This window comes from Olleya marilimosa CAM030, from assembly GCF_000518485.1.
Classification (GTDB): Bacteria; Bacteroidota; Bacteroidia; order Flavobacteriales; family Flavobacteriaceae; genus Olleya; species Olleya marilimosa.
The window spans coordinates 200,381-214,185 of the sequence record NZ_JADR01000007.1 but is presented as its reverse complement, the minus strand read 5'-3'; the positions used below and the strand labels follow the sequence as shown (position 1 = coordinate 214,185).

Annotated in this window: 8 protein-coding genes; 4 read left to right on the top strand and 4 right to left on the bottom strand. The window is 33.4% G+C overall.

Features of this window, described 5'->3' with window-relative positions:
- Window positions 1-6 precede the first annotated feature (6 nt).
- The 4 genes from M890_RS0109800 (at window position 7) to M890_RS0109785 (ending at window position 7,496) form a co-directional block, all read left to right on the top strand.
- Window positions 7-1,026, top strand: coding sequence for an isoaspartyl peptidase/L-asparaginase family protein (locus M890_RS0109800; protein WP_028283368.1), 1,020 nt, complete (start codon window positions 7-9; stop codon window positions 1,024-1,026).
- A 95-nt stretch (window positions 1,027-1,121) separates the two neighbouring features.
- Window positions 1,122-3,977, top strand: coding sequence for a DNA polymerase I (gene polA, locus M890_RS0109795; protein WP_028283367.1), 2,856 nt, complete (start codon window positions 1,122-1,124; stop codon window positions 3,975-3,977).
- A 1-nt stretch (window position 3,978) separates the two neighbouring features.
- Complete coding sequence (locus tag M890_RS0109790; protein ID WP_028283366.1) at window positions 3,979-4,365, top strand: (deoxy)nucleoside triphosphate pyrophosphohydrolase; 387 nt, start codon at window positions 3,979-3,981, stop codon at window positions 4,363-4,365.
- Entirely contained in the window at window positions 4,362-7,496 is a 3,135-nt protein-coding gene (locus tag M890_RS0109785; RefSeq protein WP_028283365.1) for a DEAD/DEAH box helicase, read from the top strand. Before M890_RS0109790 ends, M890_RS0109785 begins: the two co-directional genes overlap by 4 nt.
- Before the next feature lie 3 nt (window positions 7,497-7,499).
- Here M890_RS0109785 and M890_RS0109780 read toward each other — a convergent pair whose 3' ends face one another.
- The 4 genes from M890_RS0109780 to M890_RS0109765 all read right to left on the bottom strand — a co-directional run bounded on the left by M890_RS0109780 (window position 7,500) and on the right by M890_RS0109765 (window position 13,727).
- The gene (locus tag M890_RS0109780) at window positions 7,500-8,306 is read right to left on the bottom strand and encodes a TspO-related membrane protein (protein WP_028283364.1); all 807 of its coding nucleotides are present in this window, start codon (window positions 8,304-8,306) and stop codon (window positions 7,500-7,502) included.
- A 73-nt stretch (window positions 8,307-8,379) separates the two neighbouring features.
- Window positions 8,380-10,332, bottom strand: a complete 1,953-nt coding sequence (locus tag M890_RS0109775; RefSeq protein WP_028283363.1) for a YgiQ family radical SAM protein — start codon at window positions 10,330-10,332, stop codon at window positions 8,380-8,382.
- A 69-nt stretch (window positions 10,333-10,401) separates the two neighbouring features.
- On the bottom strand, window positions 10,402-11,496 hold the full coding sequence (locus M890_RS0109770; RefSeq protein ID WP_028283362.1) for an ABC transporter permease: 1,095 nt from the start codon (window positions 11,494-11,496) through the stop codon (window positions 10,402-10,404).
- Window positions 11,497-11,561: 65 nt separating this feature from the next.
- Entirely contained in the window at window positions 11,562-13,727 is a 2,166-nt protein-coding gene (locus M890_RS0109765) for a carboxy terminal-processing peptidase (protein WP_028283361.1), read from the bottom strand.
- Window positions 13,728-13,805: the final 78 nt, after the last annotated feature.

Here is a 13,805-nt window from a genome sequence, read left to right as displayed (position 1 = left end):
CATAGTATGGACAGAAGAAAATTTTTAAAAAACGCATCATTAACCAGTATTGGTTTAGCAGCAGGAAGTTCAGTATTGGCTTGTGCCAAAACCGAAAAAACGTTAACTGATGCTACACAACAAAAAGAAGACACTACAACCATAATTGACAACACAAGTTTTCCTGTATCCATTTGCACTTGGGGTTTTGTAGATGCCAATGCAAAAGCAGGTCAAACGTTGGAACAAGGTGTAAAGGCTTTAGATGCTGCTATTGCTGGTGTCGCTATTGAAGAAGAAAACTTAACTAATACAACCGTTGGTAAAGGTGGTGCGCCAGACAGAGATGGCCAAGTAACGCTAGACGCTTGCGTTATGGACAGCTCTGGAGATTGTGGTGCTGTTGTTTGTGTCCAAAACATTACCAATGTTGCACTTCTAGCCAAAAAAGTAATGACAGAAACTCCTCACGTTATCTTAGCTGCAAAAGGTGCCGAAGATTTTGCCTACACACAAGGCTTTAAAAAAGAAAACCTACTTACAGAAGCTTCAAAAAAAGCATGGGAAGACTGGAAAAAAACTTCAGAATATAAGCCTATTATCAACATAGAAAATCATGATACCATTGGTATGTTATGCTTGGATAAAGATGGTGACATTGCAGGTGCTTGTACAACCTCTGGATTATCTTATAAAATGAAAGGACGCGTTGGCGACTCGCCAATCATAGGCTCTGGATTATATGTTGACAATCAAGTTGGTGGTGCAGCTGCTACTGGTTTAGGTGAAGAAATTTTAAAAACCGTAGGAAGCTTTTTAATCGTAGAGCTGATGCGCAACGGAATGCATCCACAACAAGCATGTGAAGAAGCCATAAACCGTATCGTCAATAAAAACAAAAACCACAAAGATTTTCAGGTAGCCTACATTGCTATTAACAAAGCAGGTCAAACAGGTTCGTATTGTATTCATCCTGGATTTGCGTACATGAAATATCAGCATGGTAAAAATCAAAGAATCTTATCTAAAGCATTCTTAAAAGCTTAATCAATAATTTACTGTTTTAAGTACAGAAGTTATCAAATTTTAAAGCAAACCTGCGTTAAGTTTTGTAGTTTTGGTATTCTATCAAAATTACTATTATGTCAGACAATAAACGCGTCTTTTTAGTCGATGCCTACGCTTTAATTTTTAGAGGTTATTACGCCTTTATAAAAAACCCAAGAATAAACTCTAAAGGAGAAGACACCTCTGCTATTATGGGTTTTATGAACTCGTTATTAGATGTTATTAAGCGTGAGCGTCCTGACCATTTAGCAGTATGTTTTGATAAAGGTGGAAGTGCTGACAGAGTCGAAATGTTTGAAGCCTATAAAGCCAATCGTGACGAAACGCCTGAAGGTATTAAAACTGCTGTACCTTATATCATGGAGATTTTAAAAGCCATGCATATTCCAATTATGGTTAAAGATGGTTATGAAGCGGATGATGTTATAGGGACTTTAGCTAAACAGGCCGAAAAAGAAGGCTACCAAACCTTTATGGTAACACCTGATAAAGATTTTGCGCAATTAGTTAGCGAAAACATTTTTATGTACAGACCTGTGTTTGGAGGTGGTTATGAAACTTGGGGAATCCCAGAAGTACAGAAAAAATTTGAAGTAACAGACCCTTTACAAGTCATTGACTTTTTAGGAATGATGGGAGACGCTAGTGATAATATTCCTGGTTTACCTGGTGTTGGAGAAAAAACCGCTAAAAAGTTTTTAGCACAATATGGTAGCATGGAAAACCTTTTTGCCAACACACACGAGCTTAAAGGTAAAATGAAAGAGAAGATTGAAGCCAACCAAGAGTTAGGTTTACTTTCTAAAAAACTAGCAACTATTATGTTAGACGTTCCTGTGACGTTTAATGCCAAAGATTTTGAGTTAGACGCTCCAGATATTCCTAAAGTTACTGAGATTTTTCAAGAATTAGAATTTAGACGCCTTATAGATAATTTCACAAAAACCTTTACTTCTGGTGCAGAAGCCACATCGCTTGCTAACAACAACCCTTCGGAAAAAGCAGCACCAAAAGTGACGCCTAAAGAAGCAGAAAGTGCTGGAGCTGGTCAATTTAATTTGTTTGGAGGCGACCCAAATTCCGCAACAGCGACATCTGACACAGATAGCTTAGCGCGAAAAACTGCCGAAACTACTGCTCATTTTTACCAAAGTGTAGCCTCAGGAATGGCAACTACATTATTTATCAAAAACTTAATGAGTCAGACGTCTGTGTGTTTTGATACCGAAACCACAGGTCTAAACCCATTAACTGCAGAATTGGTTGGGATTTCATTTTCATGGGAAATTGGTAAAGGCTTTTACCTACCCTTTCCGGAGGATAAAACCGAAGCACAAGCCCTAATCGAAACCCTAAGACCATTTTTTGAAAGTGAGACCATTCAGAAAATTGGACAAAATTTAAAATACGATATTAAGGTACTAGCCAAATACAATGTACAAGTCAAAGGTCCTTTATTTGACACCATGTTAGCGCATTACTTAATTAATCCTGACATGCGTCATAATATGGATGTATTGGCAGAGACGTACTTAAACTACACTCCAATTGCTATCACAGAATTGATTGGTAAAAAGGGGAAAAACCAATTATCCATGCGTGATGTTCCGTTGGAAAAACAAACGGAATATGCGGTTGAAGATGCTGATATCACGCTACAATTAAAAGAACATTTTGAAAAGGAATTAGGCGAAGCTAACACCCAAAAATTATTTGACGATATTGAGGTGCCTTTATTACGTGTATTGGCTGCAATGGAGTTAGAAGGTATTAATTTGGATGTTGACTTTTTAAATAGCCTATCAGACGATTTAAATAACGATATCAACACCTTAGAACGTAAAATATATGAGGTTGCTGGAGAAGAATTTAATATTGCTTCACCAAAACAATTAGGTATTATTTTATTTGAAAAACTAAAATTGGTTGATAAACCTAAAAAGACAAAAACAGGTCAATATGCGACAGGAGAAGACATACTGTCTTACCTAGCTAAGGACCATGAAATTATTCGCAATATTTTAGATTATCGTGGTTTAGCAAAACTTAAAAGCACCTATGTGGATGCGTTACCACTTCAGGTAGAGCCTGCAACAGGTCGTGTACATACAGATTATATGCAAACCGTTGCTGCTACAGGACGTTTAAGTAGCAATAATCCAAACTTACAGAATATTCCGATACGTACAGAACGTGGACGTCAAGTCCGTAAAGCGTTTGTACCACGCAATGAAGATTACACACTATTAGCTGCGGATTATAGCCAAATAGAACTACGTATTATTGCTGCGTTAAGCGAGGAAGAAACCATGATTGAAGCGTTTAAAAATGGAGAGGACATTCACGCTTCCACAGCATCAAAAGTCTTTAATGTGCCTTTAAACGAAGTCACTAGAGAGCAACGTAGTAATGCTAAAACCGTAAACTTTGGGATTATCTATGGTGTGTCTGCTTTTGGATTAAGTAACCAAACCGATTTGTCGCGTGGTGAAGCCAAAGAACTTATTGATACCTACTACGAAACCTACCCTAAGCTTAAAAAATACATGAGTGCACAAGTAGATTTTGCACGTGATCATGGTTATGTGAAAACTATTTTAGATCGTAGACGTTACCTAAAAGATATAAATAGTCGTAATGCTGTGGTACGTGGTGCAGCAGAGCGTAATGCTGTTAATGCACCAATCCAAGGTAGTGCTGCAGATATTATTAAAATTGCCATGATTAACATTTACAACAAACTAGAAGCTGGTAATTATAAAACCAAAATGTTACTGCAAGTGCACGATGAATTGGTGTTTGATGTTTACAAACCTGAACTTGAGGAAATGAAAACCTTAATTAAAACCGAAATGGAACAAGCCTTTAAAATGGAAGTGCCTTTAGATGTTGAAGTGGATACTGGTTTGAATTGGTTGGAGGCGCATTAGGATGAAAACTATTCTTGTTACATGTGCAATCATCCAATTTGATGATAAAGTTTTAGCTGTTCAAAGAAATAAAAGCATGAAACTTCCATTAAAATGGGAATTTGCAGGTGGCAAGATTGAAGAAGGTGAAACAGAGGTTGAGTGTATTAAAAGAGAAATATTAGAGGAATTAAATATCAAAATTGAAATCAAAGGAAAGTTAACTCCTGTAACTCATGAGTATCCTGATTTTAAAATCAAATTAATTCCTTTTACTGCTGAATATGTTACAGGTAAATTAATACTTAAAGAACATTCTGATTTTGTTTTAGTTAACAAACGGAAATTAATTAATTTAGATTGGGCAGAAGCCGACATACCAATTTTAAAAGAATATTTAGAATTATGAATCAAGGAATTTACGAAGAATTAATAACCCAATTAGTATCTGAAAAATTAAATGAACTTGATAAAGATAAATTCTTTCTAAAGAAAACTTCAATAGACAAAGAGGAAGCCTCAAATGTTTTATCTAAACATTTAGCTAAAACTTTAAAACATGCTTTTCAACTTATAAAAGGTAAAGCTGAATTACAAATTGAAATTGCTAACAAAATAATTAAATTACTAAAAGACGAATTAAATAAACAAGAATTTAATGATGATTTAGTTAGTGTTGAAGGTGAAATTTTAAAGGCAGTATTTTCAAAAACTGATGCGCACTTTTCAGATTTAGATTTAAGATTAAAAGAAATAACCCCTTACACAAGATTAACACAAAGTGAATTATTTACAGGTGGGAATGTTGGTCTATCACTAGAAAGTGAACTTAAAAAGGAGATTCTTTCATCTAACGAAATATATCTTCTTGTCTCTTTTATAAAATTTAAAGGTATCATTATTCTTGAAAAAGAGTTACGAGAATTTACACAGCGTGGTGGAAAACTAAAAGTAATTACCACGACATATATTGGAGCAACAGACTATAAAGCTATTCAACTACTTTCAAAATTACCAAATACTGAAGTTAAAATATCGTACAATACAAGTAATGAAAGGCTACATGCAAAAGCATATCTTTTTTATAGAAATACTGGATTTCATACAGCATATATTGGCTCTTCTAACTTTTCGAGGTCAGCTTTAACAGATGGTTTAGAGTGGAATTTAAAAGTTACGACCAAAGAAGTAAGTCACATAATTGATAAATTCAATAAGACATTTGATTCTTATTGGAGGAGTGATGATTTTGAATTATTTGATGATGGCATACATAAAGAGAAACTTCAAAGCGCTTTAAAACAAAGTAAATTTAGTAAACCTTATGAAAACGCTACAGCTTTGTTTGATATTAAACCTTTTCCTTATCAAAAAGAAGTATTAGAAAAACTAGAAGTAGAAAGAACGGTTCATAAAAGATTTAGAAACCTTGTAGTTGCAGCGACTGGAACAGGAAAAACCGTTATTTCTGCATTTGACTATAAGCGTTTCAAACAAAACAACAAGTCAGCAAAACTTCTATTTCTTGCACATAGAAAAGAAATTATTCAAAAATCATTATCTACTTTTCAAGGTATTTTAAGGAACAATAATATTGGTGAATTATGGGTTGACGGAATGGTTCCTGATAATTTTGAATTCGTATTTGCTTCCGTACAATCTGTCAAAAACAAGTTTAAAGAATATAACTTAACTCCAGATTATTACGATTATATAATAATCGATGAATGTCATCACCAAACCGCTAATAGTTATAGAGAAATAATTAACTATTTTAAACCAAAGGTTTTACTAGGCTTAACTGCTACACCTGAACGAATGGATGGTGGAGACATTTTAGAAGATTTTGATAATAAAATTGCTGCAGAAATTAGATTGCCAGAAGCAATGAATCGAAAATTACTTTGTCCATTTCAATATTTCGGGATAACAGATAGCATAGATTTAACAAATGTAAGTTGGGCTAGAGGTAAATATGTCGCAAGTGAATTAACTAATCTGTATACCGAAAATGACAGAAGAGTTAGAGAAATTATTGATGCATTAGATAAATACACGAAAGATATAAATGAAGTTAGGTCTTTAGGATACTGTGTTTCTATGGAACATGCTAAATTTATGGCTGAAAAATTCACATTAGCAGGATTAAAAGCCGATTATTTAACAAGCATAAATAGTAAAGACAGAATTCAAATTCGTCAGAAACTTGAGAAAAAAGAAATTAATTACCTATTTGTAGTCGATATGTTTAATGAAGGTATTGATATTCCTGAAATTGATACTGTTCTATTTTTAAGGCCAACTGAAAGCTTGACAGTCTTTTTACAACAACTTGGAAGAGGACTGAGACTTCACGAAGAGAAAGATTGCTTAACTGTTTTAGATTTTGTTGGAAATTCCAAACCTGAATATAATTTTGAAAGTAAGTTTAGAGCTTTAATCGGTAAAACTAATACAACAGTTAAAAAAGAAATCGAGGATGATTTCCCGCATCTTCCTTTGGGTTGCTCAATCATTTTAGAGAAGAAGACAAAAGAAACAATTCTTAAAAATATTTCGGCTGCAACATCATTAAATAAAAACAAATTAATTCAAAGAATTCAACAATATCAAAACGACACTAATTTACCATTAACAATAGGTAACTTTTGCTCGTTTTATAATATACCTCTACAATCAATATACAAAAGAGAAAGCTGGAAGCGTTTATGTCAATTAGCAGGAAGAATAGAAAACTTCAATTCTGAAAATGAGAAAGCTATTGTTTCTGCTATTTCAAACAAATGGTTATCTACAAATTCACTCAGTTATTTCTCTTTCATTTTAAAAATTGCAAAACAGAATTTTAAGGTGACAATTTCAGAATTGAATGAAAATGAAAAAACCATGCTTCTAATGTTGCATTACGATGTTTGGCAGAAAGAAGAAGGTTTCGATTCTTTAGAAAAAAGTATTCTCCAAATTGGAAATAATCTTGTTCTAGTCGAGGAAATAAAGGAAATTCTAGAATTTTTAATTGATAATATAGACTTCAAAGAATTACTGATTGAACTTCCATATGAACAACCATTAAAATTACATAGTCGTTATACAAGAGACCAAATATTAACTGCTTTCCAATTTAGTAGTTTCACAAAAAAATCATCTAATAGAGAAGGAACTGCATTGAATATAGATTTGAATACCGAATTACTTTTTATCAACCTTATTAAGTCCGAAGAAAACTTTTCACCAACCACAATGTATGATGATTATGCTGTAAATGAATTACTATTTCATTGGCAAACTCAAAACTCTGCAAGACCTGATAAAGGAAAAGGATTGTCTTACATAAAACATCAAGAGGAAAATAAACGAATTTTACTTTTTGTTCGCGAAAAAGCAAAAGATGAATTTGGCAATACAAAAGGTTATGTTTTTATAGGAGAAGGAAATATAAAAGACCACTACGGTTCAAAACCAATGAGCATTAATTGGGAATTAAATGAACCTATGCCAAATTATTTATGGAAAGATGCTGCAAAACTTTCTGTTGGATAAATCCTAACATTTCCTACCCTCAAAATACTCCATACACTTAATAGCAGGATTTGTTTTTCGGTTTTTAAAGCCATGTGCAGCGCTGCTTACAATTAAAATTAAAGCAGCAACTAATGCAGTGTAGGCTACAGTAGTATTTGTGTTGTTATTAGCTACGTAAATAGCAATTAATGCCCAAGCACCAACTAATGCAAACTCGCGCATGTTACGTGTCCAGGTAACTATTAAGTTTATTACAGTGGCTATCCAAATTAATAGTAAGGTCCAAACGGTTGGTGATAACCCAAAACCATCCCAATTATATTTTACTAAAACTGCTGAGACATTAGCAATACTAGCTACTGTAATCCAACCACTATAGATTACAAATGGCCACCACAAAAACACAATAACAGTGATTGGTGCATCAAACAATTCCATTTTATTTTTAAGCACTATTTGTAATAATGCGATAAGTATTATAAAAATAAATACAGAGGACAATGCAGTATAACCATAAATCCAAGTGACGATCCAAGCACAATTAGCAATACATGAAATAGCAAACCACCAACCTGTTGTTAGTACAAAGTCGTCATTTCTGACCTTGACAAACAAACTACATCCTTGATAAACAATAAATCCTGTTAAAAGCAAATAGATGATTCCCCAAATGGAAAACGCATATCCAGCAGGTGTAAATAAGGTATTGTATTGTTTAGAGACTTCTCCAATGGTCGTGTTATTTAATAAACCAGTATTGGATAAATAGTTCATTACAATCACGCAGACAAAAGCAATCCCATTAATTATTTGTAGTTGTTTTTTCATAGTTATAATATACTACAATTAAAACATCCTGAAAAAATTCTACATCAAAAAAAAGTTAATAGATTACTAATTTTTAACGACGTTTGTTTTTGCTTTTAAACTTAGCCTTATTCTTACGTTGGTTAAAGGGAACCGCATCATTAAAGGTGTTTTTAGCTTCACCTTTTGGCTTGTTTTTTCGCCATTTTTCTTCTTTTCCTGGTAATAAAACGTTTAATAAGTCAGGACGTCCCACTTTATTCAACGTCTTTTTTATCCAAGCTTTGTTTTCTTCTTTATACCAAAAGAAAAAACGATGTTGTTCGTCTTTCTCTTTTCTTGTTTTAGGCGTATTTACTTTTTTAAGCGTGTATGGATGGTAACCACTATAATAAATTACAGTTGCTACTGTCATTGGTGTTGGTGTAAAGCCTTGTACTTGCTCTAACTGAAATCCCATGTCTTTGGTTTCGGCAGCTAGATTAGCCATATCTTCAACCTCACAAGCAGGATGATTAGAAATAAAGTAAGGTATTAACTGTAATTTTAATCCTTTAGCAATATTAATTTTATCAAAACGCTCTTTAAACTTATGGAAGTATTTAAACGACGGTTTACGCATTAATTTTAACACAGGATCACTTGTATGCTCTGGAGCCACCTTAAGTCGTCCAGAAACGTGCTTAGTCATGACTTCTTCTGTATAGGCATCTAACTCTTTTGGATCTGCATTTTTATTAAATTCTGGGACTAACATATCGTGTCGGATTCCAGAACCTATAAACGATTTTTTAACTTTTGGATGACTATCAACCGCTTGGTACAATTCGGTTAACGGTTTATGAGACGTATCTAAATTACTACATATTACTGGCGAAATACAACTTGGTGCGACACATTTATCGCAAATAGACTGAACTTTACCCTTCATTTGATACATATTGGCACTTGGTCCTCCAATGTCACTTAAATAGCCTTTAAAATCAGGCATATTTGCAACAGTATCAACTTCTTTTAAAATAGATTCCTTACTACGTGAGGCAATAAATTTTCCTTGGTGCGCAGATATGGTACAAAAGCTACAACCACCAAAACAGCCTCTGTGAATGTTGATGGAAAACTTAATCATCTCGAACGCAGGAATTGGTCCACGTTTATCATACTTTGGATGTGGTAATCGTGTGTATGGTAAATCAAATGACGCATCAATCTCTGCTTCGGTCATTGTTGGATATGGTGGATTAATCATTAACACCTTATCCCCTACTTTTTGAAAAATTCGTCTTGCAGCTAATTTATTGGACTCTTGCTCGATGACCTTAAAATTAGATGCATATTTTTTCTTATCCTTTAAACAGGTTTCATGCGAAGCTATTTCAATATCTTCCCAATTACTGTTTTTCGGAATTTTTTCGTCTTTATTTAATAATACAGCGGTTTGATTAACTGTATTAATACTACTAAATGGTACGCCTTTTTCTAGTAAACGTATAATTTCACGTAAAGGTTGTTCTCCCATTCCGTACACCAACATATCTGCTTTAGAGGTTTCTAAAATTGTTGGCATTAATTGATCACTCCAATAATCGTAATGTGTTACACGACGTAAAGACCCTTCAATACCACCAATTAATACTGGAGTATCTGGCCATTTTTCTTTTAAAATTTTAGAATATACAGACGATGCATAATCAGGTCTAAATCCAATGTCACCATTTGGCGTATAGGCATCCTTATCACGTTTCTTTTTATTAGCATTATAATTGCTAATCATGGGATCCATACAACCACCTGTAACACCAAAAAATAATCTTGGTTTACCTAATTTTACAAAGTCCTGAAGATTATCGTTAACGTTAGGTTGCGGTACAATAGCGACACGTAAGCCAAAACTTTCTAGCAAACGTCCAATAACTGCTGGACCAAACGTAGGATGATCCACGTAGGCGTCTCCACTAAACAGTATGACGTCTAGCTCTTGCCAACCACGTATCTTAACCTCTTTGTTAGTGGTAGGTAACCAATCTGATAATTTTAATTCTTGCATAACGTTGCAAAAGTATATAAAAAAAGACTGTGATGTATTTATTTTAAAGGGAATAGTTAATCTAGAAGCCTAAACTTTAACATCTAACGCATCGCGTAATGCATTACCAATTAGCATAAAAGCCATTACTAAAAGCATGATGCATAAACCTGGTAAAATAGCTAGATAGGGTTTCCCTAAAATAATATAGTTATAATGATCCTTAATCATTGCTCCCCAACTTGCCATAGGTGGTTGTGCACCAATACCAAGAAAACTAAGTCCAGACTCTATTAAAATTGCTGCAGCAAAATTGGCTGCACATATTACAATCACTGGAGCCATAATATTAGGCAATATGTGTTTTGTTATTATCCTAAAGTCGTTAAATCCTAAAGCTCTAGCTGCTGTCACATATTGCATTTGCTTTGCACTAATAAGTTGTCCTCTAACCACTCTAGCCACTTCTACCCACATGGTTAAACCTACTGCTATAAATACTTGCCAAAACCCTTTACCTAAAGCTAAAGTAATAGCTATAACCAACAATAACGTTGGTATGGACCAGGTTACATTTATAATCCACATGATTAAAGCGTCTACTTTTCCTCCATAATATCCAGCAACACTACCCATAAATATCCCAATAACTAACGATATAAATACTGCTACAAAACCAATAAAAAAAGAAATACGCGCACCAACCAATAAACGACTTAATAAATCACGTCCATATTTATCGGTTCCTAAATGGAAGGTCACGTTTTTAATATATTGAGAGGCTGAATTTTGAGTAATAAAAGAGGCATCAATTGTTTTTGTAACTCCTTCTAATCCATCAGAAGCAAACTCGGTGTACGTTAATTGATTATTATCTATTGAATAACTTGAAATAGGAATTTCGGTATCTGTATTTTTTATTCCGAAGAACACTTTTTGAAAATGTGATTGCTCATTTTTAATTTGAGAAGGTATGGTCAACATCTTAACACTAAATCCAGGAGGTTTAGAATGTATTGACACATGCATTTGATTGGCATTTTGAGAATTGTCTGGTGCAAATAAATACGCAAACACAGATACTAAACCAACTAATGCCACAAAACACAAACTAAAAACGCCCCAAAAGTTTTTTTTAAACTTTTGAAGCGCTAATTGTGATAAGGAGTATGTTTTTGTTGTCATTTTATAATTATCAATTCCTAGGTTTTGCAATGTTAAATATACAAATCAAAGGAATGACAAAACTACTAATTTTTTATCGTGGCTACTTTTTTAATTTCGTAAGTCATTTTTAGGTCGTTTAGCACGTTAAGCGCTTCTTCAACATAAACATCTTTACTTAAATTTTCATGCCATCTGTTACGTTTATCACGTAAGGTTGTGTCTTGATCAAACATTTTTTGTTCGTATGGTAACGACTCAAATGTTAAATTAGTTTTGTAATCTGAAATTGCATCAAACTGCTTAGCTTCTTCTTCATTTAACTTTAACTCTGCTTTGTATTTATCGTAATTAAGCGAGTAGCTATTATCATCCATTTTTGTTTTAGCCCATTTAGCACTATTTTCAATTAATTTTAATTGTTCGTTATTAGCCATACGCTCTTTACTGTTAGCAATGGTACGATCGTAGTCAAAATAGCTATTCCAAACTTCAAAATCTACTGGTGTAATTTTATCCCAAGCTAATGGGTTTTCTTGATCACGCTCTCCTATGTCAATAAAGCTATAACGATCCGGAACAACAACATCACTTTTTACACCTTCTAACTGCGTTGATCCACCATTAATACGGTAAAATTTTTGACGTGTTAACTTTAAAGCACCTAAATCTCCGTGAGAACTATTACGAACCATACGGTTTAAGTCTAATACATTTTGTACTGTTCCTTTACCATAGGTTTGCTTACTACCAATAATAATAGCACGTTTGTAATCTTGCATTGCTGCAGCTAAAATCTCTGATGCAGATGCAGACAACTCGTTAACCATAATTACTAATGGTCCATCCCAAACAATGGATTTGTCAGTATCACGTAAAACCTCTTTTGGCTCGTCAGTTGATCTAACTTGCACTATTGGTCCATCTTTAATAAATAAACCAGCCATGTCTACAACGGTTCTTAAAGATCCTCCACCATTATTACGTAAGTCTAAAACAAGACCTTCAATACCAGCTTCTTTTAAACGCTCAATTTCCAGTTTAATATCTGTTGCAGCATTACGATTATTATAATCTTCAAAATCTACATAAAACTTAGGAAGGTTAATAATTCCGTAATTTTTATTGTCTTTTTTAACTATTGAAGATTTAGCATATGTTTCTTCTAACTCTACTAAATCTCTAGTAACAGCAATATCCTCAATAGTACCATCCACTTTTTTCATGGTTAAAATAACCTTAGTTCCTTTTGGTCCTTTAATTAATTTTATAGCATCATCAATACGCATTCCAACTACGCTCACTGCTTCTTTCTCTTTATCTTGACGTACTTTCATTATTACGTCTCCAACTTCTATTTTACCATCTCTCCAAGCTGGTCCTCCAGAAATAAGTTCTACAATTTTGATGTAGTCCATTTTTTTCTGTAAACGTGCTCCAATACCTTCAAGTTTACCAGACATTTGTTGATCAAACCTATCTTTATCAGTTGGTGCTAAATAAGAGGTGTGTGGATCAAACTCTTCCACAATGGTATTTACATACATACCAAACCAGTCCTCACGATCCATATCTTCAATATAATCTGTAAAATAATTATCTAAAGCTTTAGTAGTTTCTGCTCTAGCTTCAGCTTCAATTTCTGTAATAGATTTTTTTACTACTGGTTCTTTTTCTATAGCTTCAGTATCTTCTGCATCTTCATTTACTTTAGCTGTTCCGTTTTGCTCATCCATTAAAGCATCATAGCTAGATAGCGTATTAAATTTTAACTGTTGTCTCCAACGCTCTTTTAATCCTTTTTTGTTTTTAGCGTATGATAAGTTTTTATAATCCGTATTATACTCTTCATCTTGGTTAAAGTCAAAAGGTTTTGCTAAAATTTCTTTATAATAAGATTTAGCTTCTTCTTGACGTTGCACTAAACGCTCATAAACTAAATTGAAAAATGAAATATCATACGCTCTAAGTTGGTCATCAATTTCGGTTTCAAACTTTTTAAAATCGTCAATATCTGATTGTAGGAAGTAACGTTTTAAAGGGTCAACCAACTCTAAATAGTCGGAATAAATCTCAGCAGAAAAAGCATCATTTAATTGTTTAGGCTCAAAATGAAGTTGATCTAAAGCCAGAGTTATGATTTGAATTAATAGTTTGTCTTTATCTGGATCGTCATCAACTTTTGTTGTAAAACTACAAGAACCAAATGCTAATAATAGTACTAGCAATATTATATTATATTTCCTTTTCATGTGTTCTGTTTAAATTTTTTTGAGAAATTTCTACTAAAGTAAAGAAAAAACCATGCCAATAAAATCTAAACCACCTAA